Source organism: Micromonospora sp. CP22 (genome assembly GCF_009712475.1).
GTDB lineage: Bacteria > Actinomycetota > Actinomycetes > Mycobacteriales > Micromonosporaceae > Micromonospora.
Genome location: NZ_VCJO01000001.1, coordinates 385732 through 412596, shown reverse-complemented (window position 1 = coordinate 412596; position 26865 = coordinate 385732). Strand labels below are relative to the sequence as shown.

The window sequence follows — 26865 nt, the reverse complement described above, 5'->3', positions numbered from 1 at the left end:
TCTTCCGGGACGCCCGCTATATGACGCCCACGACACAAACTGTTCCGGTGGCCCGCCCCGAGCGGGGCGGGCCACCGCAACGAGCCCTTACTTGGAGTAGAGCTCGACGATCAGCTGCTCCTGGACCTGGGTGTCGATCACCTGTCGGGCCGGGAGCGAGTGCACCAGGATCTTCATCTGGCTGGGGATGGCCTCCAGCCACGCCGGAACGGTCTTGGAGCCGGCCTCGGCCTGAGCCACGATGAACGGGGTGAGCTCCTTGCTCTTGCCCCGGACCTCGATGATGTCGTGCTCCTTGACGCGGAACGACGGGATGTCGACCTTCTTGCCGTTCACCGTGAAGTGACCGTGCTTGACCAACTGACGGGCCATGTCCCGGGACTTGGCGTAGCCAGCCCGGTAGACCACGTTGTCCAGCCGCGACTCGAGGATCTGCAGCAGCACCTCGCCGGTCTTGGCCTTCTTGCTGACGGCTTCCTCGTAGTAGCCGCGGAACTGCTTCTCCAGCACGCCGTAGACGCGGCGGGCCTTCTGCTTCTCACGGAGCTGGAGCAGGTACTCCGTCTCCTTCGTGCGGCCGCGGCCGTGCTGCCCGGGCGGGAACGGCCGGGACTCGAACGGGCACTTCGGACCATCGCACTTGCTGCCCTTGAGGAACAGCTTCATCTTCTCCCGCCGGCAGCGGCGGCAGTCGGCACCGGTGTAACGAGCCATCTCTCTCTACCTCTCAGACCCGACGACGCTTCGGCGGACGGCACCCGTTGTGCGGCTGCGGGGTGACGTCGGAGATCTGCCCGACCTCAAGGCCCACGGCCTGCAGCGAACGGATGGCGGTCTCCCGGCCGGAGCCGGGGCCCTTGACGAACACGTCGACCTTGCGCATGCCGTGCTCCATGGCCCGACGCGCGGCGGCCTCGGCGGCCAGCTGCGCGGCGAACGGAGTCGACTTGCGGGAGCCCTTGAAGCCAACCTGGCCGGACGAGGCCCAGGAGATGACGGCACCAGTCGGATCGGTGATCGAGACGATGGTGTTGTTGAAGGTGCTCTTGATGTGCGCCTGCCCGTGGGCGACGTTCTTACGTTCCTTGCGCCGGACCTTCTTGACAGCGGCTCCGGCACGAGCCTTCGGTGGCATAAGTCTTGTGCGCTCCTGTTTCGGTTCTCGATCGGGTCCTGGCCCGTCGCCTGTTGAATCGGTAGGCACCGGTTCCGGTTGGAACCCGGCCTACCACGGCGGAGAACGACCAGAATTCCGGTTGAGGAACTACTACTTCTTGCCGGGCTTCTTCTTGCCGGCGACGGTCCGCTTCGGGCCCTTGCGGGTCCGGGCGTTGGTCTTGGTCCGCTGGCCTCGCACGGGCAGACCCCGACGGTGCCGGATGCCGGCGTAGCAGCCGATCTCGACCTTGCGGCGGATATCAGCGGCGACCTCGCGGCGCAGGTCACCTTCAACCTTGTAGTTGGCCTCGATGTGGTTCCGGAGCTGGACCAGCTCCTCGTCCGTGAGGTCCCGGACGCGCTTGTCCGGCGAGATGCCGGTGGCGCTGAGCGTCTCCAGGGCGCGGGTGCGACCCACGCCGAAGATGTAGGTGAGCGCGATCTCCATCCGCTTTTCGCGGGGGAGGTCGACGCCGACTAGACGTGCCATGTGCGGGCGTACTCCTCGTGGTGTGCTGGCGAAGGTGTGGACCCGTCCCACCCCGCTACCGGCCGTCCCTGTCCTTCCGACGCCGATGACGCCGGCGACCGGGATCGGTCGCTGCCCGAGCGGGCCCCGGCCTTCGACCGGGGGTCAACCACGATTGGAGTACGCGCTGCGCACCGCTCGCGGCTGGGACGAGCATGTGTGTTGTGTGGGCTGGTTCAGCCCTGGCGCTGCTTGTGGCGCGGGTCGACGCAGATGACGATGACCCGGCCGTGCCGGCGGATCACCTGGCACTTGTTGCAGATCCGCTTGACGCTCGGCTTGACCTTCACGGTTGCCTTACTTCCCATCTGGCCCGAGGTCGCATGGCGCGACACCGGACATCGAAGACGGACACGGGACGTTCCCGGCCGTCGTCAGGCTTACTTGTAGCGGTAGACGATGCGCCCGCGGGTCAGGTCGTACGGCGAAAGCTCGACGACGACTCGATCCTCCGGCAGGATGCGGATGTAGTGCTGCCGCATCTTGCCGCTGATGTGAGCCAGCACCTTGTGGCCGTTGGCGAGCTCCACCCGGAACATAGCGTTCGGCAGGGGCTCGATGACCCGACCTTCGATCTCGATGGCTCCGTCTTTTTTCGGCATGTCCTCCGCTGTCCTGACGTCGGTTGCTCCGGACGGCCCACAACGTCTTACACGGGATGCTTGACCAAGATCAGACTTCCCGCGCCAGCCGCGGCTCCGCGTCCCACCGAAGCGCTGGTGGGCATGGCGGAGTGGACGCTGTGCGCCGATCAGAAAGTGTACGCCCGCCTGCATGCCGTCGCCAAACCGACCGGCCAGCCCGACCCGGACCGGCTGCGGAAACGGGACGATCAGCCCACGTCACCCCGGTCTGAGCGGCGCGCCTCGCCCGCCGGAGCCCCGGCCACCTCGCCGGTCCCGGTGCCGTCCGCCGCGTCGTCGCCGGCGGCGGCCTCGGCCACCGGCCGCCCGTCCCCGCAGACGCCGTCGCTCACCGCCAGCGCGGCACGTTCGCCGGCCGCTGCCCCACCGGAGCCGGCGGCATCGGGCTGCCGCTGACTCAGCATCCTGCGCTCCCGCTTGAGCGCCCGCTTCTGCGCCCGCCGCTGGCGGCGACGCTCCCGCTGTGCGGCCCACCGTTCCGGCTCGCCGCTGGCCAGTCCGGTGACGGTACGCACCAGCAGCACCGCACCCCACGGACCCGCCACCCAGCCCGGCCAGAAGTAGAGCGCCACACCGGCGGCCATCGAGGTGACGGCCCACACCGTCACCACGATCCCGACCGCTTGCAGCCAGGGCCCCCAGATCATGGCCAGCCACTGTGCGGTCGGCCCCCGTCCGGCCCGGGTCGGCACCGGCGCGTCCGGCACTGCGGGCGTCGACGCCACCGGCGTCGGCACCACCGCACCTGCGGGCGCCGGCAGATCGCTGACGAGGGTGTCCAGTTCGGCGTAGGTGCGAGCGGCGTAGGCCCGCTGCAACCGCTCGTCGTACTCGTGCAGGTCTAGTCGGCCCTCGTCGAGAGCCACCCGGAGACGTTCGGCGACCGCCTGCCGGTCGGAGTCCGCTGCCCGCATGGCGCCCTGCTCGTCCATGTCGGCAAGCATGCCACCGCGCTGCCAGTGCGCGATCGGCCGGGTCGCGGAGTGAGCCGCTACGCGGTCGGCGTGCCGCTCGGCTGGCGGGCGGTGACCAGGTCACCCAGGCGGGCGCGGCCACCGTCGTGGGCGGTCAGCACCCACACCCCGTCCGGCAGCAGGGCCATGGTGTGCTCGACGTGGGCGGCCCGCGAGCCGTCGCGGGTGACGACCGTCCAACCGTCGGCGAGTTCCGCCGTACGCGGCGAACCCATGGTGATCATGGGCTCGATGGCCAGCGCCATCCCGGGCACCAGTCGGGGTCCCTTGCCCGGCCGTCCGTGGTTGAGCACGTGCGGGTCCTGATGCATCTCGGTGCCGATGCCGTGGCCGCCGTAGCCGTCCACGATGCCGTACCGCCCCGCCTTGCGTACCGCGCGCTCGACCGCGTGCGAGATGTCGGTCAGCCGACCCCTACCGTTGGCCGCGCCGCGAGCTGCTTCGGCGATCCCAGCCCACATCGCGTCCTCGGCCACCTCGGCCATCCGCAGCAACGCCGGATCGACCTCGCCCACGCCGACCGTGATCGCCGCGTCGCCGTGCCATCCGTCCAGCACCGCGCCGCAGTCGATCGAGATCAGGTCTCCCTCGGCGAGAACCTGCTTCGGCGACGGGATGGCGTGCACGATCTGCTCGTTGACCGAGGAGCAGATCGACGCGGGAAACCCGTGGTAGCCCTTGAAGGACGGGACCGCTCCCGCGTCCCGGATCGTCGACTCGGCGATCTCGTCCAGATCGGCGGTGCTCACCCCGGGGGCCACCGCCTCCCGCATCCGGCGAAGCGCCTCCGCGACCACGAGGCCGGCGGCACGCATCTTCTCGATCTGCTCAGGAGTCTTCAGCTGGATGTCCAGCTGGGGACGACGCATGGAGGCGCTACCTTTCGTTGCCGAAACAGCGGGGTACGACCGGCGTACCCCGCTGTCAGGACTCTATCCGGCTGGCAGCCGGGCGACCTCAGGCCCCGTACGACCGCAGGGCGTCGATGGCGCGGACCGTGACGTCCTCCACCGGACCCGTGGCGTCGATGCCGACCAGCTTGCCCTGCGCGCCGTAGTAGTCGACCAGCGGCGCGGTCTTCTCGGCGTACTCCCGCAGTCGGGCGGCGATGGTCTCCGGCTTGTCGTCGTCGCGCTGGAACAGCTCCGCGCCACAGCGGTCGCAGATGCCTTCCCGGCTGGTCGGGTCGAACTCGACGTGCCAGATCTTGCCGCAGCCCCGGCAGGTACGCCGACCGGAGAGCCGCCGGATCACCTCGTCGTCGTCGACCACCAGTTCGAGGACGACGTCCAACGAGGTCCCGAGATCCGCGAGGAGCTTGTCCAGCGCGGCGGCCTGCGGGGTGGTACGCGGGAACCCGTCGAGGAGGAACCCCTCGGCGGCGTCCGGCTCCGCGAGCCGGTCCCGCACCATGTTGATGGTGACCTCATCCGGCACGAGCTTGCCGGCATCCATGTAGCGCTTGGCCTCGACGCCGAGCGGCGTGCCCTGAGACACGTTGGCTCGGAAGATGTCGCCAGTCGAGATCTTGGGCACGGACAGATGCGCGGCGATGAACTCAGCCTGTGTGCCTTTGCCCGCACCCGGCGGGCCAACCAGAACCAGTCTCATCTACCGCAGGAACCCTTCGTAGTTCCGCTGCATCAGCTGGCTCTCGATCTGCTTGCTCGTCTCCAGAGCCACGCCGACCATAATCAGCACAGCGGTACCACCGAACGGGAAGTTGAGGTACTGCTGCCGGTCCAGCCAGATGAAGAAGAAGTTCGGCAGGATCGAGATGGTCGCGAGGTACAGCGCGCCCGGCAGGGTGATGCGGCTGAGGATGAAGTCCAGGTAGTCGGCGGTTGGCTTACCGGGGCGGATACCCGGCACAAAGCCGCCGTACTTCTTCATGTTGTCTGCGACCTCGGTCGGGTTGAACGTGATCGAGACGTAGAAGTAGGTGAAGAAGATGATCAGCAGGAAGTAGACCGTGATGTAGATCGGGCTGGTCGGGTCGACCAGGTTGTTCTGGATCCACGCCTGGGTCTTGCCCGGGTCGTTCTGGTCGAAGAACTGCAACGCCAGCTGCGGCAGGTAGAGCAGTGACGAACCGAAGATGACCGGGATCACACCAGCCTGGTTGACCTTCAGCGGGATGTAGGTCGACGTGCCGCCGTACATCCGCCGGCCGATCATGCGCTTGGCGTACTGCACCGGGATCCGGCGCTGTGACTGCTCGATGAAGGTGACCGCGGTGATGACCACCAGGACCAACGCGATGACGAGCAGGAACTTCCACCAGCCCTGGCTCTCCTTGATCCGCCAGCCCTCGCTGGGCAGGCGGGCCGCGATGGAGGTGAAGATCAGGACCGACATGCCGTTACCGACGCCCCGGTCGGTGATCAGCTCACCGAGCCACATGACCATGCCGGTACCGGCGGTCATCGTCATCACCAGGATGGACAGGGTCAGCCAGTCCGGAACACCGGTGCCGGTCGGGATGATCTCCTCGTTGCACTGGTTGTTGAACAGCTGCCCGGAGCGGGCCAGCGCCACGAAGGCCGAGGCCTGCAGGATACCCAGCCCCAGCGTCAGGTAGCGGGTGTACTGGGTGATCTTCGCCTGACCGGCCTGGCCCTCCTTGCGGAGCTGCTCAAGCCGGGGGATCACCACCGTCAGCAGCTGCAGGATGATCGACGCGGTGATGTAGGGCATGATGCCCAGCGCGAAGACCGACAGCTGGAGCAGCGCGCCGCCGGAGAAGAGGTCGAGCAGGTTCAGTACGCCGGTCGAGCCCTCGATGGCTTCCAGGCACTTCTGAACGTTGCCGTACGAGACACCTGGGCTGGGCACCGTGGCGCCGAGCCGATAGATCGCGACGATGCCGACTGTGAACAGCAGCTTCTTGCGCAGGTCAGGCGTACGGAACGCACTGAGAAAGGCGGACAGCAACTTCTTCCTCCTGCGCGAGGCGGGCCGCCGGTCGTCCCTGGCGGTTCGGGGTGGGCTCCGGGCAAGTGCCCGATTCCATGGCTGGGAAGGGACTCTAACAGCCCGATCCCGGTACGGGCAGATCTGCCCGGCTACATAAACCAGATCCGATATTACCGGGCGCGCCCTGCCCGTTGTAGACCACGGCGCCCGCCAGCTGAGATCAACTGGCGGGCGCCATGGAAAACAGCACTACAGCTCGGTGACCGAGCCGCCGGCGGCCGTGATCTTCTCCTTGGCCGAGGCGCTGAACGCGTGCGCCGACAGCTGGAGAGCCACCCCGCCGAGGTCCCCGGTGCCGAGAACCTTCACCGGCTGTCCCTTGCGGACGGCGCCGGCCTCGACCAGTTCGGCCGGGCCGACCTGGCCACCGTTGGGGAACAGCTCGGCCAGGCGGTCCAGGTTGACAACCTGGTACACCACCTTGAACTTGTTCTTGAAGCCCTTCAGCTTCGGCAGGCGCATGTGGATGGGCATCTGCCCACCCTCGAACGCCGCCGAGATGTTCTTCCGGGCCTTCGAACCCTTGGTACCGCGACCGGCGGTCTTGCCCTTGGAGCCCTCACCGCGACCCACGCGGGTCTTCGCGGTCTTGGCACCCGGCGCCGGACGCAGGTGATGGACCTTGATCGTCATTACTCGACCTCCTCGACCTTCACGAGGTGGTTGACCGTGAAGATCATGCCGCGAATCTCGGGCCGGTCCTCCTTGACCACCACGTCATTGATCCGCTTGAGACCGAGCGAACGCAGCGACTCGCGCTGGTTGCGCTTGGTCCCGATCTCGGAACGGACCTGGGTGACCTTGAGACGTGCCATCAGGACGCCACCTCCGCCCGCGAGGCCAGCATGGCCGCCGGAGCGACGTCCTCCACTGGCAGGCCCCGCCGCGATGCCACGGCCTCCGGGGACTCCAGCCCTTTCAGCGCGGCCACGGTGGCGTGCACGATGTTGATCGGGTTCGACGAGCCCAGGCTCTTGGAGAGCACGTCGTGGATGCCCGCGCACTCCAGCACGGCACGGACCGGACCACCGGCGATGACACCCGTACCGGCCGAGGCCGGCTTGAGCAGCACCACACCGGCGGCTTCCTCGCCCATGACCGGGTGCGGGATCGAGGAACCGATCCGCGGCACCTTGAAGAAGTGCTTCTTGGCCTCCTCGACGCCCTTGGCGATCGCCGCGGGCACCTCCTTGGCCTTTCCGTAGCCCACGCCCACGGTGCCGTCGCCGTCGCCCACGACCACCAGGGCGGTGAAGCTGAAGCGACGACCGCCCTTCACGACCTTGGCGACACGGTTGATCTCGACGACCCGCTCGAGGTGCGGGGTCTTCTCGGCGGGCGCGTTTCCGCGGCCGCCCTCACGGCGGTTGTCGCGGCGACCACCCTCGTTGCCACCGGACCCGCCGCCACGGCGCTGTTGACCTGGCATCAGCAGCCTTCCTTCTCTCTCGTGACGGGGATTGTCAGAACTCGAGCCCGGCTTCGCGGGCGGCGTCGGCAAGCGCGGCGACCCGCCCCGCGTACCGGTTGCCACCGCGGTCGAAGACGACCTTGGAGATGCCAGCGGCCTTGGCCCGCTCGGCCAGCAGGGCGCCGACCTTGCCGGCGAGGGCGCTCTTGTCGCCCTCCGTGCCGCGCAGCGAGGCGTCCAGGGTCGAGGCCGACGCCAGGGTGTGACCCTTGGTGTCGTCCACGATCTGGGCGACGATGTGCCGCAGCGAACGGGTCACGACCAGGCGCGGACGCTCGGCGGTGCCGCTGACGTTCTTGCGCACTCGGAAGTGCCGCCGCGCCCGCCCGACGGCACGCTTGGCGGCGACGCCGCGGCGGCGCTTGAGCAGCGTGGCGCTCACTTCTTACCTGCCTTTCTCACAGCCTCACGGCCGGCGGAGGACCTCGCCTCAGTGCTGATGCGCGCGGTCACTTCTTGCCCGCCTTTCCGGCCTTGCGTCGGATGACCTCGCCCTGGTACTTCACGCCCTTGCCCTTGTAGGGCTCCGGCGGGCGAATCTTCCGGATGTTGGCGGCGACCTCACCGACGAGCTGCTTGTCGATGCCGGCCACGTGGAACAGCGTGGGCCGCTCCACCGTGAAGGTGATGCCGTCCGGGGCCTGCACCAGCACCGGGTGCGAGAACCCGAGCGCGAACTCCAGGTCCTTGCCCTTGGCGGTGACCCGATAACCGGTGCCGGCGATCTCCAGGCTCTTGCGGTAGCCCTCGGTGACCCCGACGATCATGTTGGCGACCAGGGTACGGCTCAGGCCGTGCAGCTCCTTGGCCTTGCGCTCGTCGTTCGGGCGGTTGACGTTCAGTTGCCCGTCCTCGGCCCGCTCGATGGTGATCGGCTCGGCCAGGGTGTGCGACAGCTCGCCCTTGGGGCCCTTGACCTTGATGGTCCGGCCGTCGATCGTCACGTCGACTCCGGATGGCACCGGGATCGACTTACGTCCAATACGCGACATTTCTACCTGTCTCCCGTTACCAGACGAAGGCGAGGACTTCCCCGCCAACGCTCCGCTTGCGGGCCTGCCGGTCGGTGAGCAGTCCCTGGGACGTCGAAATGATCGCCACGCCCAGCCCGCCGAGCACCCTGGGGAGCCCGTCCGACTTGGCGTACACCCGCAGACCGGGCTTGGAGACGCGCTTGATACCGGCCAGGCTCCGCTCCCGGTTCTGGCCGTACTTCAGCTCGACGACCAGTCGCTTGCCGACGGCACCCTCCTCGGGCTCCTCGACCGACCAGGTGGCGATGTAACCCTCGGACTTGAGGACCTCGGCGATGTTCGCCTTGATCTTCGAGTACGGCATCGTCACCCGGTCGTGGTACGCCTGGTTGGCGTTACGCAGACGCGTGAGCATGTCTGCGATCGGGTCGGTCATCGTCATGAAAACTCGTCAACCTTTCTCGCCGGGGTTCCCGCGACACGCGCAGGCCTACGGCGAAGAGACAGTCCAGCTGACGCGCCGGAGCGCGTCGGGCTATTACCAGGAAGCCTTGGACACGCCGGGCAGCTCACCGCGGTGGGCCATCTCCCGGATGCACACCCGGCAGAGCCCGAACTTGCGGTAGACCGCCTTGGGACGCCCGCACCGCTGGCAGCGGGTGTACGCGCGAACCGAGAACTTCGGCTTCGCGGCCGCCTTCAGGATCAGCGCCTTCTTGGCCATCTCAGTTCTCCTTGAACGGGAAGCCCAGGAGCTTCAGCAGCGCCCGGCCCTCGTCGTCGGTCGTGGCGGTCGTGACCACCGTGATGTCCATGCCCCGCTGGCGGTCGATCTTGTCCTGATCGATCTCGTGGAACACCGACTGCTCGGTCAGACCGAACGTGTAGTTGCCGTGCCCGTCGAGCTTGCGCCCGTCGAGGCCGCGGAAGTCACGGATACGCGGCAGCGCGATGGACAGCAGCCGGTCCAGGAACTCCCACATCCGGTCGCCGCGCAGGGTCACCTTCGCGCCGATCGGCATGCCCTCCCGCAGCTTGAACTGCGCGATGGACTTCGTCGCCCGCCGGACCTGCGGCTTCTGGCCGGTGATGGTGGCCAGGTCGCGGACCGCACCGTCGATGAGCTTGGCGTCCCGGGCGGCCTCGCCCACACCCATGTTCACGACGATCTTGACCAGTCGCGGCACCTGCATGGGGTTGCCGTACTGGTACTGCTCCCGCAGCTGAGCGATGATCTCGTTGCGGTACCGCTCCTTGAGGCGCGGCATCGTCTTGGTTTCGGTAGCCGTGGTCATCACAGGTCCTTACCGGTGCTACGCGCGATGCGAACCTTCTGGCCGTTCTCGTCGATCCGGTAACCGACACGGGTCGGCTTGCCGTCGGAGTCCACGACCATCACGTTCGAGACGTGGATCGGGGCTTCCTGGGTGACGATGCCACCGGTCTTGGCGCCACGCTGGGTGGTGCTGATGCGGGTGTGCTTCTTGATCCGGTTCACGCCCTCGACCAGGACCTTGTCCTGCCGCGGGTAGGCCGCGATGACCTTGCCCTTGGCACCCTTGTCCTTGCCGGCGATGACGACGACCGTGTCGCCCTTCTTGACCTTCACGGTCACAACACCTCCGGCGCGAGAGAGATGATCTTCATGAACCGCTTGTCCCGCAGCTCGCGACCAACCGGGCCGAAGATACGGGTACCGCGCGGGTCCCCACCGTCCTTGATGATGACGGCGGCGTTCTCGTCGAAGCGGATGTACGAGCCGTCCGGACGCCGCTTCTCCTTGGCGGTGCGGACGATGACGGCCTTGACCACGTCGCCCTTCTTCACACCGGCACCCGGGATCGCGTCCTTGACGGTGGCCACGATGACGTCGCCGATGCTCGCGTAGCGCCGACCGGAGCCGCCGAGCACCCGGATGCACAGGATCTCCCGGGCACCCGTGTTGTCGGCGACGCGCAGTCGCGACTCCTGCTGAATCACGTCTATCTCCTATGTCTGCCGGTTCTCCGGCCGCCGGAGCGGCCGGAGCCTGGCGGAACCTGCGCCCGACCATCTGGGCCGAGCTCGAGCCTTCGCTACTTGGCCTTCTCGAGGATCTCCACGAGCCGCCACCGCTTGGTGGCGGAGAGCGGCCGGGTCTCCATGATCAGGACGCGGTCGCCGATGCCGGCAGAGTTCTGCTCGTCGTGGACCTTGAGCTTGCTGGTCCGGCGCATGATCTTGCCGTACAGCGCGTGCTTCACCCGGTCCTCGACCTCGACCACGATGGTCTTTTCCATCTTGTCGCTGACCACGAGGCCCTCACGGACCTTGCGCCGGCCCCGTGGCTTGGTGGCGGTCGTGTTCTCGCTCATCCTGCAGTCACCTCAGTCGGCGCGGCCGAGAGCCCCAGCTCACGCTCACGCATGATCGTGTAGATCCGGGCGATCTCCCGACGGATGACCTGCAGCCGCCGGTTGTTGTCCAGCTGCCCGGTTGCGGCCTGCACGCGGAGGTTGAACAGCTCCGCCTTGGCCTCGCGCAGCTTCGTGACCAGCTCCTCCTCGGAGAGCTCACGCAGCTCGGAGGCCTTAACGCCCGCTGCCATCAGGATTCACCCACTTCGCGCGTAACAATGCGGCACTTCATCGGGAGCTTGTGGATCGCGCGACGCATCGCCTCTCGCGCGATCTGCTCGTTCGGGAAGGACATCTCGAAGAGAACCCGCCCGGGCTTGACGTTGGCGACCCACCACTCGGGCGAGCCCTTACCGGAGCCCATCCGGGTTTCGGCCGGCTTCTTGGTGAGGGCCTGGTCCGGGAAAATAGTGATCCAGACCTTGCCGCCACGCTTGATGTGGCGGGTCATCGCGATACGCGCCGACTCGATCTGCCGGTTGGTCACGTACGCCGGCTCCAGAGCCTGGATCCCGAACTCGCCGAACACCACCCGGTTGCCGCCCTTGGACGCGCCGCTGCGGTCCGGGTGGTGCGGCTTGCGGAAGCCCTTCGGGGGCTTGCGCGGCATCAGCATCTGTCAGCCCTCCTGCTGCGTTTCTGCCGGAGCCGAGGCAGCAGCCGCGACAGCGGAGCTGTCGACCGGCTCGCCACTCGGCGTCTCGGCCTGCTGCGCGACGGTCGTCGCGGCAGCCCGGCCGGCCTCGGTGCCACCGGAGGTCGTGCCGGACGAACCCGACCGACCACGGCGCGGCCGCTCAGGCCGGTCACCGCGCTCCCGGCGCGGGCGCGACGGAGCCTCGGTCGGGGTCTCCCGACCCGGCACCGCGTCACCCTTGTAGATCCAGACCTTCACGCCGATGCGGCCGAAGGTGGTACGGGCCTCGAAGAAGCCGTACTCGATGTTCGCGCGCAGCGTGTGCAGCGGAACCCGACCCTCGCGGTAGAACTCCGTGCGGCTCATCTCGGCGCCGCCGAGGCGACCCGAGACCTGCACCCGGATGCCCTTGCACATCGGGTTCTTCATCGCCGACTGCATCGCCTTGCGCATCGCGCGACGGAAGCTGACCCGGCTGGAGAGCTGCTCGGCGACGCCCTGGGCGACCAGCTGCGCATCCGACTCGGGGTTCTTCACCTCGATGATGTTCAGCTGCACCTGCTTGCCGGTGAGCTTCTCCAGCTCGCCGCGGATCCGGTCGGCCTCCGCACCCTTACGGCCGATGACGATGCCCGGCCGGGCGGTGTGGATGTCGACGCGGACCCGGTCGCGGGTGCGCTCGATGTCGACCTTGGAAATGCCGGCGCGCTCCAGGCCCTTGGACATCATCCGGCGGATCTTGACGTCCTCGCCGATGTAGTCCTTGTAGAGCTTGTCCGCGAACCAGCGGGACTTCCAGTCGGTCGAGATGCCGAGCCGGAACCCGTGCGGGTGGACCTTCTGACCCATTACTCGGCACCCTCCGTGTTGCTCTGCGTCTCAGCCGGCGCGGTCTGCTTCGCCGGAGCCGCCTTGTTCGCCGACTTCTTCGGCGCGGCCGGCGCGACCGCCTCGACCGCCACGGTGATGTGGCAGGTGCGCTTACGGATCCGGTACGCCCGGCCCTGCGCCCGTGGCTGGAACCGCTTCATCGTCGGGCCCTCGTCCACGAACGCCTCGCTGACGAGCAGCGCGTCGGGGTCCAGCCGCTCGTTGTTCTCCGCGTTGGCGATCGCGCTCGCGAGCACCTTGTACACCTGCTCGCTCGCAGCCTGCGGCGCGAACTGCAGCACCGTGAGCGCCTCCTTCGCGGGCAGGCCGCGGACGAGGTTGACCACCCGGCGCGCCTTCATCGGCGAGATGCGCACGTACCGCGCAACCGCCCGCGCGCCCGGAAGCACCGGAGCGTCGCCCTTTCCTGGCATCGCTGTAACCCCTTGATCCTCTATCCGTATGCCCGCGGCGTCAGCGCCGGCGGCTCTTCCGGTCGTCCTTCTCGTGACCCTTGAACGTGCGGGTCAGCGCGAACTCGCCGAGCTTGTGCCCGACCATCGCCTCGGTCACGAACACCGGGACGTGCTTGCGTCCGTCGTGCACGGCGATCGTGTGCCCGAGCATCTCCGGGATGATCGTCGAGCGCCGCGACCAGGTCTTGATGACGTTCTTGGTGCCCTTCTCGTTCTGCGTCTCCACCTTCTTGAGCAGGTGGTCGTCGACGAACGGGCCCTTCTTCAGGCTGCGAGGCATGTCTTATCTCCCTCAGCCGCGCTTACGCGTGGCGTAGCGGCGGCGGACGATCAGCCGGTCACTCGGCTGGCCCTTACGACGGGTACGGCCCTCGGGCTTACCCTTCGGGTTCACCGGGTGGCGACCACCGGAGGTCTTGCCCTCACCACCACCGTGCGGGTGGTCGACCGGGTTCATGGCGACACCACGGACGGTCGGGCGCTTGCCCTTCCACCGCATCCGGCCGGCCTTACCCCAGTTGATGTTCGACTGGTCGGCGTTGCCGATCTCACCGATGCTGGCCCGGCAGCGCACGTCCACCCGCCGGATCTCACCGGACGGCATACGCAGGGTCGCGTACGCGCCCTCCCGGCCGAGCAGCTGGATGCCGACGCCGGCCGAGCGGGCCAGCTTGGCGCCGCCACCCGGACGCAGCTCCACGTTGTGGATGGTGATACCGACCGGGATGTTGCGCAGCGGCAGGTTGTTGCCCGGCTTGATGTCGGCGCTCGGACCGGACTCGACCCGGTCGCCCTGCTTCAGGTCCTTCGGCGCGATGATGTAACGCTTCTCGCCGTCGGCGTAGTGCAGCAGCGCGATCCGCGCGGTGCGGTTCGGGTCGTACTCGATGTGCGCGACCTTGGCCGGCACACCGTCCTTGTCGACCCGCTTGAAGTCGATGATCCGGTACTGACGCTTGTGACCGCCGCCGTGGTGCCGGGCGGTGATCCGGCCGTGCACGTTCCGGCCGCCCTTCTTGGGCAGCGGAGCCAGCAGCGACTTCTCGGGCGTCGACCGGGTGATCTCGGCGAAGTCGGCGACACTCGAGCCACGCCGGCCCGGCGTCGTCGGCTTGTACTTACGGATAGCCATTGTCTACACCCCTCAGCTGACCGGGCCGCCGAAGGCCTCGATGCGGTCGCCCTCAGCCAGCTTCACCATCGCCCGCTTGGTGTCCTTGCGCTTGCCGAACCCGGTACGGGTCCGCTTGCGCTTGCCCTCGCGGTTGAGCGTGTTGACCGTCAGGACACGGACGTTGAAGATCTGCTCGATAGCGATCTTGATCGCGGTCTTGTTCGCGTCCGGGTGCACCAGGAAGGTGTACCAGTTGCGGTTCAGCTCGCTGTAGCTCTTCTCCGAGACGACCGGCGCGATGATGATGTCGCGCGGATCGGCGATCGTGCTCACTTGCCACCCTCCTCGGTGGTCTCGGCCGGCACGCCCAGGAACTCGTCCAGGGCCTCCTTGGTGAAGACCACGTCGTCGGCCACCAGCACGTCGTACGTGTTGAGCTGGCCGGCCTCGATCAGGTGCACCCGCGGCTCGTTGCGCAGCGACACCCAGTTCAGCTCGTCGGTGCTGCTCAGCACGACCAGGACCCGGCGGGCGGTGGTCAGCTTCGCGAGCGTGGCCAGGGCCGCCTTGGTCGACGGCTTCTCGCCGGTGACGAACGCCTCGACGACGTGCACCTGCCCGGCGCGCGCCCGGTCCGACAGGGCACCGCGCAGCGCGGCGGCCTTCATCTTCTTCGGGGTGCGCTGGCTGTAGTCGCGCGGCACCGGGCCGTGGACCACGCCACCGCCGGCGAACTGCGGCGCGCGGATCGAGCCCTGCCGGGCACGACCGGTGCCCTTCTGCTTGTACGGCTTCTTGCCGCCGCCGGAGACCTCGCCACGGGTCTTGGTCTTGTGGGTGCCCTGCCGAGCAGCGGCGAGCTGCGCCACGACGACCTGGTGCATCAGCGCGATGTTGGCCTGCGCGTCGAAGATGTCGGCGGGCAGCTCGACCGAGCCGGTCTTGGTGCCCTCTGGGTTGAGGACGTCAACGGTGGTCACTTGCCCACACCGCCCTTCTTCGCCTTGGCCTTGGCCGCGGTGCGGACCAGGACCAGCGCGCCCTTGGGGCCAGGGATGGCGCCACGGACGAGCAGGAGGTTGTTCTCGGTGTCGACCGCCTGGACGGTCAGGTTCTGCACGGTGTAGCGCACGCCGCCCATGCGGCCGGCCATCCGGGTGCCCTTGAAGACACGACCCGGGGTGGCGCAGGCGCCGATGGAGCCCGGCGAGCGGTGCTTGCGCTCGACACCGTGGCTGGCGCGCAGACCGTGGAAGCCGTGCCGCTTCATCGGGCCGGCGTAGCCCTTGCCCTTGGTCTTGCCGGTCACGTCGATCGAGACACCGGCCGGGAACTCCTCGACCGTGATCTCCTGACCGAGCGAGTAGTCCGCGGCGTCGGTGGTGCGAAGCTCGACGATGTGCCGGCGCGGCGCCACATCGGCCTTGGCGTAGTGCCCGCGCAGCGGCTTCTTGGCCTTCCGCGGGTCGATCGTGCCGTACGCCAGCTGGACCGCGGAGTAACCGTCCTTGTCGGCGTCACGAACCTGGGTGATGACGCACGGGCCGGCCTGAACCACGGTCACCGGAACAACGCGGTTGTTGTCCCAGACCTGGGTCATGCCGAGCTTCGCGCCCAGGATCCCCTTAACTTGCCTGTCCATGTGTCCGGTCCCTACAGCTTGATCTCGATGTCGACGCCAGCCGGCAGGTCGAGGCGCATGAGCGAGTCGACCGTCTTCGGGGTCGGGTCGATGATGTCGATCAGCCGCTTGTGCGTACGCATCTCGAAGTGCTCGCGCGAGTCCTTGTACTTGTGCGGCGAGCGGATGACGCAGAAACGGTTGATCTCCGTGGGCAGCGGCACCGGGCCCGCGACCTGCGCCCCGGTACGCGTCACCGTCTCGACGATCTTCCGAGCCGAGGAGTCGACGACCTCGTGGTCATAGGCCTTGAGCCGGATGCGGATCTTCTGTCCCGCCATGGTGGCTTCTGTTCCTTCTCTCGATGCCGCTGTGTTGCGGGTGCCTGTACCGGCTGGCACAGGCCCTCTTCGCCCACCCCCGCGGTCGGGCGTGTCGCGCCCTGGGGCCAGGCTCCGCCCCGGGATACCGGAGCGATCCTGACCGCGGTGGGTCCAGACGCCGATCGCACTGAGGCGATCGGAACGCCGTGCGAGGGTGGTTGGCGGGCTGACCGCCAACCACCCCACGCCCGACTGCTCTGCCTACCCGGAGGTTCGGCGGAAGCCGAACACGGGCGGCGAACTGTCGTTACGCAACCTGACTAGTATGCCGCACGACCGGCGGCGGGTCTAATCGGGGTTACCCAGCTCACTTGATGATCTTGGTGACGCGACCAGCGCCGACCGTACGGCCACCCTCCCGGATCGCGAACTTGAGGTTGTCCTCCATCGCGATGGGCTGGATCAGCTTCACGGTCATCGTGGTGTTGTCGCCCGGCATGACCATCTCGGTGCCCTCGGGGAGGGTGACGACACCGGTGACGTCCGTGGTCCGGAAGTAGAACTGCGGACGGTAGTTCTGGAAGAACGGGGTGTGCCGGCCGCCCTCCTCCTTGGAGAGGATGTAGACCGTCGCCTCGAACTCCGTGTGCGGGGTCGTGGTGCCCGGCTTGACGACCACCATGCCGCGCTCGACGTCCTCGCGCTTGATGCCGCGCAGCAGCAGACCGACGTTCTCACCCGCACGGGCCTCGTCGAGCAGCTTGCGGAACATCTCGATGCCGGTGCAGACCGTCTTCTGCGACTTCTCGCGGATACCGACGATCTCCACCTCCTCGTTCGGCTTGAGCACGCCACGCTCGGCGCGGCCGGTGACGACGGTGCCACGACCGGTGATCGTGAAGACGTCCTCGATCGGCATCAGGAACGGCTTCTCGATCTCGCGCTCCGGCTGCGGGATCGCGGTGTCGACGGCGTTCATGAGCTCCATCAGGCGACCGGTCCACTCTGGGTCACCCTCAAGGGCCTTCAGCGCCGAGACGCGCACGACCGGCAGGTCGTCGCCCGGGTACTCCTGCGACGAGAGCAGCTCGCGGACCTCAAGCTCGACGAGCTCCAGCAGCTCCTCGTCGTCGACCATGTCGCTCTTGTTCAGCGCCACGACGATGTACGGCACGCCGACCTGGCGGGCCAGCAGCACGTGCTCGCGGGTCTGCGGCATCGGGCCGTCGGTCGCGGCGACCACCAGGATCGCGCCGTCCATCTGGGCGGCACCGGTGATCATGTTCTTGATGTAGTCGGCGTGACCGGGGCAGTCGACGTGCGCGTAGTGCCGCGCCTCGGTCTGGTACTCGACGTGCGCGATCGAGATCGTGATGCCGCGGGCCTTCTCCTCCGGCGCCTTGTCGATCTCGTCGAACGGCGTGTACGGGTTCAGGTCCGGGTACTGGTCGTGCAGGACCTTGGTGATGGCCGCCGTCAGCGTCGTCTTACCGTGGTCGATGTGACCAATGGTGCCGATGTTGACGTGCGGCTTAGTCCGCTCGAACTTCGCCTTCGCCACTGGTGTCCTCCTGTGGACTTCTTGGTTCGTTCGCCCCGGCGCGCCAAGTCGGCGCTTAGGACTCTGTCGACAGCCTTTCCGGCCTGACGGCCGGGAAGCTTTTGTGGGTTCTGCGGCGATGAAGCCTACAGGCCCGGAATTCACCCAATCCGACCGAGGTGGTCGCGGTCGGGAAAACCTCCCGCGACCACCCTCGGATCATCCGATCACGTCAGGTGAGAGTCACTCACCCGTCGCCTTGGCGATGATCTCCTTCGCGACCGAGGCCGGAACCTCCGCGTAGGAGTCGAACTGCATGCTGTAGCTAGCCCGGCCCTGGGTCTTCGACCGCAGGTCGCCGACGTAGCCGAACATCTCCGACAGCGGCACCAGAGCGCGGACGACGCGGGCGCCGCTGCGCTCCTCCATCGCCTGGATGATGCCACGGCGGGAGTTGAGGTCGCCGATGACGTCACCCATGTTCTCCTCAGGAGTGGTGACCTCAACGGCCATCATCGGCTCGAGCAGTGCCGGGTCGGCCTTGCGGGCCGCCTCCTTCATTGCCATCGAGCCGGCGATCTTGAATGCCATTTCCGACGAGTCGACCTCGTGGTACTGGCCGTCCACCAGGGTGAGCTTGATGCCCACCAGCGGGAAGCCGGCGAGGATGCCGTACTGCATGGCGTCCTGCGCGCCCGCGTCCACCGAGGGGATGAACTCCCGAGGGACACGGCCACCGGTGACGGCGTTGGCGAACTCGTAGGTCGGGGCGTCGTTGCCGAGCGGCAGCGGCTCCAGGCTGATGATGACCCGGGCGTACTGGCCGGAACCACCGGTCTGCTTCTTGTGCGTGTACTCGACCTTCTCCACCGCGCGGCGGATGGTCTCGCGGTACGCCACCTGCGGCTTACCGATGTTCGCCTCGACGTTGAACTCGCGGCGCATCCGGTCGACCAGGATGTCCAGGTGCAGCTCGCCCATGCCGGAGATGACCGTCTGGCCGGTCTGGTCGTCCAGCTTGACGCGGAAGGTCGGGTCCTCCTCGGCCAGCCGCTGGATGGCGGTGCTGAGCTTCTCCTGGTCGGCCTTGGTCTTCGGCTCGATGGCCACCTCGATGACCGGCTCCGGGAAGGTCATCGACTCCAGGATGACCGGGTTCGCCGGGTCGGCGAGCGTGTCACCCGTGGTGGTCTGCTTCAGACCCTGCACCGCGATGATGTCGCCAGCCTGGGCCGAGCTGCGCTCTTCCCGCTTGTTGGCGTGCATCTGGTAGATCTTGCCGATCCGCTCCTTGCGGTCCTTGGTGGAGTTGACCACCTGGGAACCGGACTCGAGCGTGCCGGAGTAGATCCGCACGTAGGTGAGCTTGCCGAGGTGCTTGTCCGTCTGGATCTTGAAGGCCAGGCCGGAGAACGGCTCGGACACCGACGGCTTGCGCTGCATCGGGGTCTCACCGTCGGTGGCCGTACCCTCGATCGCCGGGATGTCCAGCGGCGACGGCAGGTACGCGACAACCGCGTCCAGCATCGGCTGGATGCCCTTGTTCTTGAAGGCGGTGCCGGTGAGGACCGGGTTGGCCTTGCCGGCGATGGTGGCCCGACGGATGGCGGCCTTGATCTCCTCGACGGAAATCTCCTCGCCCTCCAGGTACTTCTCCATCACCGCGTCGTCGACGTCGGCCAGGGTCTCCATCAGCTTCTCGCGCCACTCGGCCGCGGAGTCGGCCAGGTCGGCCGGGATCTCCTCGACCGTGTAGTCCTCACCCTTCTGGGTCTCGCCCCGCCAGGTGAGGGCGCGCATCTCGACCAGGTCGACCACGCCGATGAAGTCACTCTCGGCGCCGATCGGGATCTGAAGCACCAGCGGGGTGGCGTTCAGCCGGTCGATCATCATCTGCACGCAGCGGAAGAAGTCGGCACCCGTGCGGTCGAGCTTGTTGACGAAACACATCCGGGGGACGTTGTACTTGTCCGCCTGACGCCAGACGTTCTCCGTCTGCGGCTCCACGCCGGCCACACCGTCGTAAACCGCGACGGCACCGTCCAGGACTCGAAGCGACCGCTCCACCTCGACCGTGAAGTCGACGTGACCGGGCGTGTCGATGATCTGGATCGTGTGGCCCTTCCACTCGCACTTCGTGGCGGCGGAAGTGATGGTGATACCGCGCTCCTGCTCCTGCTCCATCCAGTCCATGACGGCACCGCCGTCGTGAACCTCACCGATCTTGTACGTGATGCCGGTGTAGAACAGGATCCGCTCGGTGGTAGTGGTCTTACCGGCATCGATGTGCGCCATGATGCCGATGTTGCGTACGTTGGCGAGCGCGTCTGCGGCGGCCACTTCAATCCCTACTTATCGTCGTCTCGACACAACTGGTGGCGGTCCCGGCGCCCGCTGGCACCGGGACCAGGGTGTTACCAGCGGTAGTGCGCGAAGGCCTTGTTCGACTCGGCCATCTTGTGCGTGTCCTCGCGCCGCTTGACCGCAGCGCCGAGGCCGTTGCTCGCGTCCAGCAGCTCGTTCATCAGCCGCTCGACCATGGTCTTCTCACGCCGGGCGCGGGCGTAGGTGACCAGCCAGCGCAGGCCGAGCGTGGTGGCCCGAGCCGGCCGGACCTCGACCGGAACCTGGTAGGTCGCGCCACCGACACGGCGGCTGCGGACCTCAAGGGTCGGCTTGACGTTGTCCATGGCGCGCTTGAGGGTGACGACCGGGTCGGTGCCGGACTTCTCCCGGCAGCCCTCCAGGGCGGCGTAGACGACGCGCTCGGCGAGCTGACGCTTGCCGCGCAGCAGGATCTTGTTCACCAGCTGCGTGACCAGCGGCGAGTTGTACACCGGGTCAGCGACCAGCGGCCGCCGCGGAGCAGGTCCCTTACGCGGCATCTCAGCTCTTCTCCTTCTTCGCGCCGTAGCGGCTGCGCGCCTGCTTGCGGTTACGGACACCCTGGGTGTCGAGCGAACCGCGGACGATCTTGTAACGCACACCGGGGAGGTCCTTCACCCGGCCACCACGCACGAGCACGATCGAGTGCTCCTGCAGGTTGTGCCCGACACCGGGGATGTAGGCGGTCACCTCGACCTGGCTGCTGAGCTTGACACGAGCGACCTTGCGCAGCGCCGAGTTCGGCTTCTTCGGGGTGGTGGTGTACACCCGGGTGCACACGCCCCGCCGCTGCGGGGAGCCCTTGAGCGCCGGGGTCTTGGTCTTGGTCGTCTTCGCCTGACGGCCCTTTCGGACCAACTGCTGAATGGTGGGCACCGGGTTTCTCCGCTCCCTTCGGCCGCTGTCGCGGCCGCGCCGTCTGCCGTAGCCGACCTCGTGGTCGGCTCTCCTACATTCCGGCCAGGGCCACCTCGCGGAGGTCCCGGCACCCGCGGTCGGGCGTGTCGCCCAACTCACGGTCCCCGTCCGACGCTCACGCGCAGGCCCGGGGGTTTATCACCGGCACACGGATCGCCGCAGGCCGGATCTTCTGGCTCAGTCGTGTTGCCGTCCGGCTACCGGATCAACCGGCTCCAGCGCACGCACGAGTCGCCCGGGCGGGCCCGGGCACAAGGGGAAAGAGTACCTACCACAGCCGCGCAGGTCAAAACGGAAGACCTGCCGAACGTCGCACCACCTGTCGGCTGGCCTCTGTCACACCGCCCGACCGTGATCGGTACCTAGGGGGACAAGTGTACCGGCTCCGCCGGAAACCGGCCCACGAGCCCTCAGGCTGGGCAGTGCGTGGGGTGAAGCAGAGCAGAGAGGATGCGGGCTGTGCGGCCCGACACCCAGACCGCTGACCCGCCTAGGTCACCGCCAACAGCAACGCCAGCCCCACACCCACCAGGCACAACAGCAGCCCGGTGCCGCCGCAGCTGACGCCCGCGATGGCCAGCCCACGGCCGGTGAAGCGGACCCCCGGCGGAGGCGCCGGGCGCCGGATCTGCCGCAGGCCAAGCAGTCCGGTCACGACGGCACCGGCGCCGGTGAGGCCGCCCAGCGCGGCGAAGGCACCCGCCGCCCAGGCTCCGTTCGCCCCTCCCCCGACGGCACCGACACAGATCACCAGGATCGAGACGAGGATCGAGGTGATCCCGGCGATCAGCGAGCCGACGGCCAGGCCCGAGGTGACCGGCGGCACGTCGAGGTGCACCACCGCGAACGGGGTGCCGGGCACCGGCTCGATCCGCTTCGGCGGCCGGGGACGGTCCCCCGGCCGAGGCGGCGGCGGCCCCCAGCCCGAGCCGCCACCCGGCCAACCCGGAGCCGGCGGCCCCGGCACGGGCCCGTGCGCCGGCGGTCCCGGAGCCGGTGAGCCGAAGCCCACCGGAGCAGGCGGTCGCGGCCCCGGCGGTGGCCCGTACGCCGGTGGCCCCGGCGGTGGCCCGAACGTAGGTGAACCCGGCGGTGGTCCGAACGTGGGCGGATTCGGTGGCTGTCCGAAGGACGGGCCGGAGGCTGGCGACGGCTGGTCCGACGACGCGTCGGGGCGGGCCCATCCCGCCGAATCGGCATCGGGGCGCCCGGAAGTGGGCTGAGCGGCTTCGCCGCCCTCGGGGCGCGCCGGTTCCGTCACGGGATCCTCCTTGTCGGGCAGCGTCCCCGCACCGCGCGACGGACACCGGTCAGGCTACCGTCGCCAGTCAGCCCCTCGGTGCCGGGCGCGAGGACCCATCGGGCCGCGCCAGGTCAGTCGATCTCGGGCGCGAAGTCGTGCCCGTACGGTGCCTCGGCGAGCCGGACCACCCCGATCACCAACGCCACCACCAGGCTGACCGCGACCAGCACCAGCCCCGTCCAGGCCAACTGCTCGCCACGACGCAGCCAGGCCGCCCCGGTCAGGAAGCCCGCCGAGGCGTACGCCTCCCGACGTGCCTGCCGGGCCAGGACCAGGGCCACCGTGGCCGGAACCACACCACCGATCAGCAGCCCGGTGAGAGCCGCCATCAGGCCGAGGGCGAAGACGGCCCGGGACTTGGTCGCCCGGACCGGATCCGGGTCGAGCGGATGGCGCGGTGCCGACTCGGTCGGCACCGATCCGGGTGCGATCGTCATGACCACATGATGCCCCCGTCGACGGATGTCCGCGTCGTACCCACGGCAGGACGGTGGCTGCGTCGAGGGCCGGCCCGGAGCACGAGGAGGCCCCGGCGTGTACACGCCGGGGCCTCCCACGTCACTGCGCGATCTAGCGGTACGACCCGAAGTCGAAGTCGTCCAGCGGGACCGCCTGGCCACTGGCCGGCCCGAAGCCGTAGTCGGTCTCCGGGTAGCCGGTCATCGAGTAGACCTTGGCCTTCGCCTCCTCGGTCGGCTCGACCCGGACGTTGCGGTACTTGCTGATGCCGGTACCGGCCGGGATGAGCTTACCGATGATCACGTTCTCCTTGAGACCGATCAGCGAGTCACTGCGAGCGTGGATCGCCGCGTCGGTCAGCACCCGGGTGGTCTCCTGGAAGGAGGCCGCCGAGAGCCAGGAGTCGGTGGCCAGCGAGGCCTTGGTGATACCCATCAACACCGGGCGACCTGCGGCGGGCTCGCCGCCCTCGCCGACGAGCCGTCGGTTCTCCGACTCGAACAGCGCCCGGTCGACCAGCACGCCCGGCAGGAACTCGGTCGAGCCGGAGTCGATGACCGTCACCCGCTTGAGCATCTGGCGGATGATGATCTCGATGTGCTTGTCGTGGATGAGCACACCCTGCGAGCGGTAGACCTCCTGGACCTCCTGGGTCAGGTGGACCTGGACCGCCCGGGGGCCGAGGATGCGCAGCAGCTCGTGCGGGTCGATGGTGCCCTCGGTGAGCTTCTCGCCGACCTCGACGTGGTCGCCGTCGTGGGCCCGCAGCCGAACCCGCTTCGAGATCTTGTCGTAGACGATCTCGTCGCTGCCGTCGTCCGGGATCACCACGATCTTGCGCGACCGCTCGCCGTCCTCGATGCGGATCCGGCCCGGGGTGTCGGCGATGGGCGCCTTACCCTTCGGGATCCGGGCCTCGAAGATTTCCTGGACACGCGGCAGACCCTGGGTGATGTCCTCACCGGCGACACCACCGGTGTGGAAGGTACGCATCGTCAGCTGCGTACCCGGCTCACCGATGGACTGGGCGGCGATGATGCCGACCGCCTCGCCGACGTCGACGATCTTGCCGGTCGGCAGCGAACGGCCGTAGCACGCACCGCAGACGCCCAGCTTCGACTCACAGGTGAGCACACTGCGCACCCGGACGGTCTCGACCCCGGCGGCAACGATCTTGTCGACCAGGATCGAGTTGATGTCCGCGCCCCGCTCGGCGACGACGGTGCCGTCCGGCCCCTTGATGTCGTCGGCCAGGGTACGGGCGTGCACGCTGGTCTCGGCGTGCTCGTGCACCACCAGCCGGCCGTCGAGCTGCTGACCGACCTGCATCGGGATGGCCCGGTCGGTGCCGCAGTCCTCCTCGCGGATGATGACGTCCTGCGAGACGTCCACCAGACGCCGGGTCAGGTAACCCGAGTCGGCGGTACGCAGAGCGGTGTCCGCGAGACCCTTACGCGCACCGTGCGTGGAGATGAAGTACTCCAGCACGGACAGACCCTCCCGGTAGCTGGCCTTGATCGGCCGCGGGATGATCTCGCCCTTCGGGTTGGCCACCAGACCACGGATAGCCGCGATCTGCCGGAGCTGGAGCAGGTTACCGCGAGCACCCGAGTTGATCATCTTCCACAGCGGGTTCTCCTGCGGCAGCGCGGTGTCCATCTCCTTGGCGACCTCGTTGGTCGCCTTGGTCCAGATCTCGATGAGCTCGCCGCGACGCTCCTCGGCGGTCATCAGACCACGCTGGTACTGCTTGTCGATCCGGTCGGCTTCCTTCTCGTACCGCTCCAGGATCTCCCGCTTGCGCGGCGGAGCGATGACGTCCTCCATGCCGATGGTGACGCCGGACCAGGTGGCCCAGTGGAAACCGGCCTCCTTGAGCCCGTCCAGGGTGGCCGCCAGGGCCACCTTCGGGAACCGCTCGGCGAGATCGTTGACGATCGCGGAGAGCTGACCCTTGCGGATCTCGTAATTGACGTACCGGTAGCCCTGCGGCAGGGTCTCGTTGAACAGCACCCGGCCAAGGGTGGTCTCCACCGTCACCGGCTCGCCCGGAACCCAGCCCTCCGGCGGGGTCCAGGGCTGCGCGCCAGCGCCGTTGTCGACCTCGACGACGTCCCGCAGACGGATCTTGACCGGTGCCTGCAGGTGCAGTTCACCGTTGTCGTACGCCATCCGCGCCTCGGCGTCCGAGCTGAACGCCCGGCCTTCCCCGCGCTCACCGGTGGTGAGGTGGGTCAGGTGGTAGAGACCGATGACCATGTCCTGGGTGGGCATGGTGACCGGCTTGCCGTCGGCCGGCTTGAGGATGTTGTTCGACGACAGCATCAGGATCCGCGCCTCGGCCTGGGCCTCGGCGGACAGCGGCACGTGCACCGCCATCTGGTCACCGTCGAAGTCGGCGTTGAACGCGGTGCAGACCAGCGGGTGGATCTGGATGGCCTTGCCCTCGACCAGCTGCGGCTCGAAGGCCTGGATGCCGAGTCGGTGCAGGGTGGGCGCCCGGTTGAGCAGCACTGGGTGCTCGCCGATGACCTCTTCCAGCACGTCCCACACGACCGGCCGCTGCCGCTCGACCATCCGCTTGGCGGACTTGATGTTCTGCGCGTGGTTGAGGTCGACCAGCCGCTTCATCACGAACGGCTTGAACAGCTCCAGCGCCATCTGCTTGGGCAGGCCGCACTGGTGCAGCTTGAGCTTCGGGCCGACCACGATGACCGAACGGCCGGAGTAGTCGACGCGCTTGCCGAGCAGGTTCTGACGGAACCGACCCTGCTTGCCCTTGAGCATGTCGGACAGCGACTTGAGCGGGCGGTTACCCGGACCGGTGACCGGCCGGCCCCGGCGGCCGTTGTCGAACAGCGCGTCGACGGCCTCCTGGAGCATCCGCTTCTCGTTGTTGACGATGATCTCGGGCGCGCCGAGGTCGATCAGCCGCTTGAGCCGGTTGTTCCGGTTGATCACCCGGCGGTAGAGGTCGTTCAGGTCGCTGGTGGCGAACCGACCACCGTCGAGCTGCACCATCGGGCGCAGGTCCGGCGGGATGACCGGCACGCAGTCCAGCACCATGCCGAGCGGCGAGTTGCGGGTGTTCTGGAACGCGGCGACCACCTTGAGCCGCTTGAGCGCCCGGATCTTCCGCTGCCCCTTGCCGGTGCGGATGGTCTCGCGCAGGCTCTCGGCCTCGGCGTCGAGGTCCATGTTCTGCACCAGGGCCTTGATCGCCTCGGCACCCATGCCACCGGTGAAGTACTCGCCGAACCGGTCGCGCAGCTCGCGGTAGAGCAGCTCGTCGGTGACCAGCTGCTTCGGCTCCAGCTTGCGGAAGGTGTCCAGCACCTCGTCCAGGCGGTCGATCTCGCGCTGGGCCCGGTCGCGGATCTGGCGCATCTCGCGCTCTCCGCCTTCCTTGACCTTGCGCCGGACGTCCGCCTTCGCGCCCTCGGCCTCCAGCTCGGCCAGGTCGGCCTCCAGCTTGGCGGCCCGCTTCTCGATCTCCGAGTCGCGGCTGTTCTCCGACTGCCGCTTCTCGGCCAGGATCTCGTTCTCGATGGTCGAGAGGTCACGGTGACGCGCTTCGGCGTCAACGCTCGTCACGACGTACGAGGCGAAGTAAATGATCTTTTCAAGGTCCTTCGGAGCGAGGTCCAGCAGGTAGCCCAGCCGGCTCGGCACGCCCTTGAAGTACCAGATGTGGGTCACCGGCGCAGCCAGCTCGATGTGGCCCATCCGCTCCCGGCGGACCTTCGAGCGGGTCACCTCGACGCCGCAGCGCTCACAGATGATGCCCTTGAACCGGACCCGCTTGTACTTACCGCAGTAGCACTCCCAGTCCCGCTGCGGACCGAAGATCTTCTCGCAGAAGAGCCCGTCCTTTTCCGGCTTGAGGGTGCGGTAGTTGATCGTCTCGGGCTTCTTGACCTCGCCGTGCGACCACTGACGAATGTCGTCCGCGGTCGCCAGCCCAATTCGCAACTCGTCGAAAAAGTTGACGTCGAGCACGTTCAAATCCCTCACACGTCGCTTGGTGCGTCAGCAGCTCACCGGGTTTTGGTTTCGGGGCGGAGCGATCCACGAGGGGATCAATCCTGACCGCCCGG

General features: G+C 67.9%; 36 protein-coding genes and 1 pseudogene. All 37 read right to left on the bottom strand.

Annotated features, from left to right (window positions below; translation table 11 throughout):
* Positions 1–87: 87 nt before the first annotated feature.
* A complete protein-coding gene (gene rpsD / locus FF096_RS01965) occupies positions 88–714 on the bottom strand; it encodes a 30S ribosomal protein S4 (protein WP_155214558.1) in 627 nt (208 codons plus the stop codon).
* A gap of 13 nt (positions 715–727) precedes the next feature.
* On the bottom strand, positions 728–1135 hold the full coding sequence (gene rpsK, locus FF096_RS01960) for a 30S ribosomal protein S11 (protein WP_013288613.1): 408 nt from the start codon (positions 1133–1135) through the stop codon (positions 728–730).
* A gap of 132 nt (positions 1136–1267) precedes the next feature.
* Positions 1268–1648: a 30S ribosomal protein S13 gene (rpsM, locus tag FF096_RS01955; RefSeq protein WP_093403631.1), complete on the bottom strand. Its 381-nt coding sequence runs from the start codon at positions 1646–1648 to the stop codon at positions 1268–1270.
* Between the two features lie 215 nt (positions 1649–1863).
* Positions 1864–1977 (bottom strand): 50S ribosomal protein L36, encoded by a 114-nt coding sequence (rpmJ, locus tag FF096_RS01950; protein ID WP_203997444.1) that lies wholly within the window; start codon positions 1975–1977, stop codon positions 1864–1866.
* 90 nt (positions 1978–2067) lie between these two features.
* Positions 2068–2289 (bottom strand): translation initiation factor IF-1, encoded by a 222-nt coding sequence (gene infA, locus FF096_RS01945; protein WP_007073013.1) that lies wholly within the window; start codon positions 2287–2289, stop codon positions 2068–2070.
* A 407-nt stretch (positions 2290–2696) separates the two neighbouring features.
* Positions 2697–3263, bottom strand: a pseudogene (locus FF096_RS26225) (DUF1707 domain-containing protein); the annotation flags it as partial.
* A 59-nt stretch (positions 3264–3322) separates the two neighbouring features.
* The gene (gene map, locus FF096_RS01935) at positions 3323–4174 is read right to left on the bottom strand and encodes a type I methionyl aminopeptidase (RefSeq protein WP_155214556.1); all 852 of its coding nucleotides are present in this window, start codon (positions 4172–4174) and stop codon (positions 3323–3325) included.
* Between the two features lie 88 nt (positions 4175–4262).
* Positions 4263–4916, bottom strand: coding sequence for an adenylate kinase (locus FF096_RS01930; RefSeq protein ID WP_155214555.1), 654 nt, complete (start codon positions 4914–4916; stop codon positions 4263–4265).
* Complete coding sequence (secY, locus tag FF096_RS01925; protein ID WP_155214554.1) at positions 4917–6239, bottom strand: preprotein translocase subunit SecY; 1323 nt, start codon at positions 6237–6239, stop codon at positions 4917–4919.
* Positions 6240–6470: 231 nt separating this feature from the next.
* Positions 6471–6914 carry a 50S ribosomal protein L15 gene (gene rplO / locus FF096_RS01920; RefSeq protein WP_155214553.1) on the bottom strand — a complete coding sequence of 148 codons (444 nt, stop codon included), beginning with the start codon at positions 6912–6914 and terminating at the stop codon, positions 6471–6473.
* Positions 6914–7096, bottom strand: coding sequence for a 50S ribosomal protein L30 (gene rpmD, locus FF096_RS01915; RefSeq protein WP_018784560.1), 183 nt, complete (start codon positions 7094–7096; stop codon positions 6914–6916). The genes rplO and rpmD overlap by 1 nt, the downstream gene beginning before the upstream one ends.
* Positions 7096–7710 (bottom strand): 30S ribosomal protein S5, encoded by a 615-nt coding sequence (rpsE, locus tag FF096_RS01910; protein WP_155214552.1) that lies wholly within the window; start codon positions 7708–7710, stop codon positions 7096–7098. Before rpsE ends, rpmD begins: the two co-directional genes overlap by 1 nt.
* A gap of 34 nt (positions 7711–7744) precedes the next feature.
* A complete protein-coding gene (rplR, locus tag FF096_RS01905) occupies positions 7745–8134 on the bottom strand; it encodes a 50S ribosomal protein L18 (RefSeq protein WP_281572198.1) in 390 nt (129 codons plus the stop codon).
* A 67-nt stretch (positions 8135–8201) separates the two neighbouring features.
* Positions 8202–8744 carry a 50S ribosomal protein L6 gene (gene rplF, locus FF096_RS01900; RefSeq protein WP_155214551.1) on the bottom strand — a complete coding sequence of 181 codons (543 nt, stop codon included), beginning with the start codon at positions 8742–8744 and terminating at the stop codon, positions 8202–8204.
* A gap of 16 nt (positions 8745–8760) precedes the next feature.
* A complete protein-coding gene (gene rpsH, locus FF096_RS01895) occupies positions 8761–9168 on the bottom strand; it encodes a 30S ribosomal protein S8 (RefSeq protein WP_018784557.1) in 408 nt (135 codons plus the stop codon).
* Between the two features lie 96 nt (positions 9169–9264).
* Positions 9265–9450, bottom strand: coding sequence for a type Z 30S ribosomal protein S14 (locus tag FF096_RS01890; protein ID WP_007073023.1), 186 nt, complete (start codon positions 9448–9450; stop codon positions 9265–9267).
* Between the two features lies 1 nt (position 9451).
* Positions 9452–10021: a 50S ribosomal protein L5 gene (gene rplE, locus FF096_RS01885; protein ID WP_155214550.1), complete on the bottom strand. Its 570-nt coding sequence runs from the start codon at positions 10019–10021 to the stop codon at positions 9452–9454.
* Positions 10021–10341, bottom strand: a complete 321-nt coding sequence (rplX, locus tag FF096_RS01880; protein ID WP_170863408.1) for a 50S ribosomal protein L24 — start codon at positions 10339–10341, stop codon at positions 10021–10023. Before rplX ends, rplE begins: the two co-directional genes overlap by 1 nt.
* Positions 10338–10706, bottom strand: coding sequence for a 50S ribosomal protein L14 (gene rplN, locus FF096_RS01875; protein WP_015619002.1), 369 nt, complete (start codon positions 10704–10706; stop codon positions 10338–10340). The genes rplX and rplN overlap by 4 nt, the downstream gene beginning before the upstream one ends.
* Positions 10707–10801: 95 nt before the next feature.
* Positions 10802–11080: a 30S ribosomal protein S17 gene (rpsQ, locus tag FF096_RS01870; protein ID WP_155214549.1), complete on the bottom strand. Its 279-nt coding sequence runs from the start codon at positions 11078–11080 to the stop codon at positions 10802–10804.
* Positions 11077–11313: a 50S ribosomal protein L29 gene (gene rpmC, locus FF096_RS01865; protein ID WP_076466662.1), complete on the bottom strand. Its 237-nt coding sequence runs from the start codon at positions 11311–11313 to the stop codon at positions 11077–11079. The genes rpsQ and rpmC overlap by 4 nt, the downstream gene beginning before the upstream one ends.
* Complete coding sequence (gene rplP / locus FF096_RS01860; protein ID WP_007465292.1) at positions 11313–11738, bottom strand: 50S ribosomal protein L16; 426 nt, start codon at positions 11736–11738, stop codon at positions 11313–11315. Before rplP ends, rpmC begins: the two co-directional genes overlap by 1 nt.
* Before the next feature lie 3 nt (positions 11739–11741).
* Positions 11742–12608 carry a 30S ribosomal protein S3 gene (rpsC, locus tag FF096_RS01855; protein ID WP_155214548.1) on the bottom strand — a complete coding sequence of 289 codons (867 nt, stop codon included), beginning with the start codon at positions 12606–12608 and terminating at the stop codon, positions 11742–11744.
* Positions 12608–13063 carry a 50S ribosomal protein L22 gene (rplV, locus tag FF096_RS01850; RefSeq protein WP_155214547.1) on the bottom strand — a complete coding sequence of 152 codons (456 nt, stop codon included), beginning with the start codon at positions 13061–13063 and terminating at the stop codon, positions 12608–12610. Before rplV ends, rpsC begins: the two co-directional genes overlap by 1 nt.
* Positions 13064–13103: 40 nt before the next feature.
* On the bottom strand, positions 13104–13385 hold the full coding sequence (gene rpsS, locus FF096_RS01845; RefSeq protein ID WP_120330655.1) for a 30S ribosomal protein S19: 282 nt from the start codon (positions 13383–13385) through the stop codon (positions 13104–13106).
* 12 nt (positions 13386–13397) lie between these two features.
* Positions 13398–14237, bottom strand: coding sequence for a 50S ribosomal protein L2 (rplB, locus tag FF096_RS01840; protein WP_155214546.1), 840 nt, complete (start codon positions 14235–14237; stop codon positions 13398–13400).
* A gap of 12 nt (positions 14238–14249) precedes the next feature.
* Positions 14250–14552, bottom strand: coding sequence for a 50S ribosomal protein L23 (rplW, locus tag FF096_RS01835; protein ID WP_309222489.1), 303 nt, complete (start codon positions 14550–14552; stop codon positions 14250–14252).
* Positions 14549–15199, bottom strand: coding sequence for a 50S ribosomal protein L4 (gene rplD / locus FF096_RS01830; RefSeq protein WP_309222488.1), 651 nt, complete (start codon positions 15197–15199; stop codon positions 14549–14551). The genes rplW and rplD overlap by 4 nt, the downstream gene beginning before the upstream one ends.
* Positions 15196–15861 carry a 50S ribosomal protein L3 gene (rplC, locus tag FF096_RS01825; RefSeq protein WP_155214545.1) on the bottom strand — a complete coding sequence of 222 codons (666 nt, stop codon included), beginning with the start codon at positions 15859–15861 and terminating at the stop codon, positions 15196–15198. The genes rplD and rplC overlap by 4 nt, the downstream gene beginning before the upstream one ends.
* 11 nt (positions 15862–15872) lie before the next feature.
* Positions 15873–16181: a 30S ribosomal protein S10 gene (gene rpsJ, locus FF096_RS01820; protein WP_007073037.1), complete on the bottom strand. Its 309-nt coding sequence runs from the start codon at positions 16179–16181 to the stop codon at positions 15873–15875.
* Between the two features lie 349 nt (positions 16182–16530).
* The gene (gene tuf, locus FF096_RS01815; protein ID WP_309222487.1) at positions 16531–17724 is read right to left on the bottom strand and encodes an elongation factor Tu; all 1194 of its coding nucleotides are present in this window, start codon (positions 17722–17724) and stop codon (positions 16531–16533) included.
* Between the two features lie 222 nt (positions 17725–17946).
* On the bottom strand, positions 17947–20043 hold the full coding sequence (gene fusA, locus FF096_RS01810) for an elongation factor G (protein ID WP_309222486.1): 2097 nt from the start codon (positions 20041–20043) through the stop codon (positions 17947–17949).
* A 74-nt stretch (positions 20044–20117) separates the two neighbouring features.
* Complete coding sequence (rpsG, locus tag FF096_RS01805; RefSeq protein WP_155214544.1) at positions 20118–20588, bottom strand: 30S ribosomal protein S7; 471 nt, start codon at positions 20586–20588, stop codon at positions 20118–20120.
* Position 20589: 1 nt separating this feature from the next.
* A complete protein-coding gene (rpsL, locus tag FF096_RS01800; protein ID WP_013735958.1) occupies positions 20590–20964 on the bottom strand; it encodes a 30S ribosomal protein S12 in 375 nt (124 codons plus the stop codon).
* 532 nt (positions 20965–21496) lie between these two features.
* Positions 21497–21868 (bottom strand): hypothetical protein, encoded by a 372-nt coding sequence (locus FF096_RS01795; RefSeq protein ID WP_309222485.1) that lies wholly within the window; start codon positions 21866–21868, stop codon positions 21497–21499.
* A gap of 512 nt (positions 21869–22380) precedes the next feature.
* Positions 22381–22746 carry a hypothetical protein gene (locus FF096_RS01790; RefSeq protein ID WP_155214543.1) on the bottom strand — a complete coding sequence of 122 codons (366 nt, stop codon included), beginning with the start codon at positions 22744–22746 and terminating at the stop codon, positions 22381–22383.
* Positions 22747–22879: 133 nt separating this feature from the next.
* The gene (locus tag FF096_RS01785; RefSeq protein ID WP_309222587.1) at positions 22880–26767 is read right to left on the bottom strand and encodes a DNA-directed RNA polymerase subunit beta'; all 3888 of its coding nucleotides are present in this window, start codon (positions 26765–26767) and stop codon (positions 22880–22882) included.
* Positions 26768–26865: the final 98 nt, after the last annotated feature.

Excerpts from the sequence above, each read along its gene's own strand:
- rpsD (WP_155214558.1), bottom strand. The coding sequence starts at position 714 with ATGGCTCGTTACACCGGTGCCGACTGCCGCCGCTGCCGGCGGGAGAAG.
- rpsK (WP_013288613.1), bottom strand. The coding sequence starts at position 1,135 with ATGCCACCGAAGGCTCGTGCCGGAGCCGCTGTCAAGAAGGTCCGGCGC.
- rpsM (WP_093403631.1), bottom strand. The coding sequence starts at position 1,648 with ATGGCACGTCTAGTCGGCGTCGACCTCCCCCGCGAAAAGCGGATGGAG.
- infA (WP_007073013.1), bottom strand. The coding sequence starts at position 2,289 with ATGCCGAAAAAAGACGGAGCCATCGAGATCGAAGGTCGGGTCATCGAG.
- map (WP_155214556.1), bottom strand. The coding sequence starts at position 4,174 with ATGCGTCGTCCCCAGCTGGACATCCAGCTGAAGACTCCTGAGCAGATC.
- FF096_RS01930 (WP_155214555.1), bottom strand. The coding sequence starts at position 4,916 with ATGAGACTGGTTCTGGTTGGCCCGCCGGGTGCGGGCAAAGGCACACAG.
- rplO (WP_155214553.1), bottom strand. The coding sequence starts at position 6,914 with ATGACGATCAAGGTCCATCACCTGCGTCCGGCGCCGGGTGCCAAGACC.
- rpmD (WP_018784560.1), bottom strand. The coding sequence starts at position 7,096 with ATGGCACGTCTCAAGGTCACCCAGGTCCGTTCCGAGATCGGGACCAAG.
- rpsE (WP_155214552.1), bottom strand. The coding sequence starts at position 7,710 with ATGCCAGGTCAACAGCGCCGTGGCGGCGGGTCCGGTGGCAACGAGGGT.
- rplF (WP_155214551.1), bottom strand. The coding sequence starts at position 8,744 with ATGTCGCGTATTGGACGTAAGTCGATCCCGGTGCCATCCGGAGTCGAC.
- rpsH (WP_018784557.1), bottom strand. The coding sequence starts at position 9,168 with ATGACGATGACCGACCCGATCGCAGACATGCTCACGCGTCTGCGTAAC.
- FF096_RS01890 (WP_007073023.1), bottom strand. The coding sequence starts at position 9,450 with ATGGCCAAGAAGGCGCTGATCCTGAAGGCGGCCGCGAAGCCGAAGTTC.
- rplE (WP_155214550.1), bottom strand. The coding sequence starts at position 10,021 with ATGACCACGGCTACCGAAACCAAGACGATGCCGCGCCTCAAGGAGCGG.
- rpsQ (WP_155214549.1), bottom strand. The coding sequence starts at position 11,080 with ATGAGCGAGAACACGACCGCCACCAAGCCACGGGGCCGGCGCAAGGTC.
- rpmC (WP_076466662.1), bottom strand. The coding sequence starts at position 11,313 with ATGGCAGCGGGCGTTAAGGCCTCCGAGCTGCGTGAGCTCTCCGAGGAG.
- rplP (WP_007465292.1), bottom strand. The coding sequence starts at position 11,738 with ATGCTGATGCCGCGCAAGCCCCCGAAGGGCTTCCGCAAGCCGCACCAC.
- rpsC (WP_155214548.1), bottom strand. The coding sequence starts at position 12,608 with ATGGGTCAGAAGGTCCACCCGCACGGGTTCCGGCTCGGCATCTCGACC.
- rplV (WP_155214547.1), bottom strand. The coding sequence starts at position 13,063 with ATGCCAGGAAAGGGCGACGCTCCGGTGCTTCCGGGCGCGCGGGCGGTT.
- rpsS (WP_120330655.1), bottom strand. The coding sequence starts at position 13,385 with ATGCCTCGCAGCCTGAAGAAGGGCCCGTTCGTCGACGACCACCTGCTC.
- rplB (WP_155214546.1), bottom strand. The coding sequence starts at position 14,237 with ATGGCTATCCGTAAGTACAAGCCGACGACGCCGGGCCGGCGTGGCTCG.
- rplC (WP_155214545.1), bottom strand. The coding sequence starts at position 15,861 with ATGGACAGGCAAGTTAAGGGGATCCTGGGCGCGAAGCTCGGCATGACC.
- rpsJ (WP_007073037.1), bottom strand. The coding sequence starts at position 16,181 with ATGGCGGGACAGAAGATCCGCATCCGGCTCAAGGCCTATGACCACGAG.
- rpsG (WP_155214544.1), bottom strand. The coding sequence starts at position 20,588 with ATGCCGCGTAAGGGACCTGCTCCGCGGCGGCCGCTGGTCGCTGACCCG.
- FF096_RS01790 (WP_155214543.1), bottom strand. The coding sequence starts at position 22,746 with ATGACGATCGCACCCGGATCGGTGCCGACCGAGTCGGCACCGCGCCAT.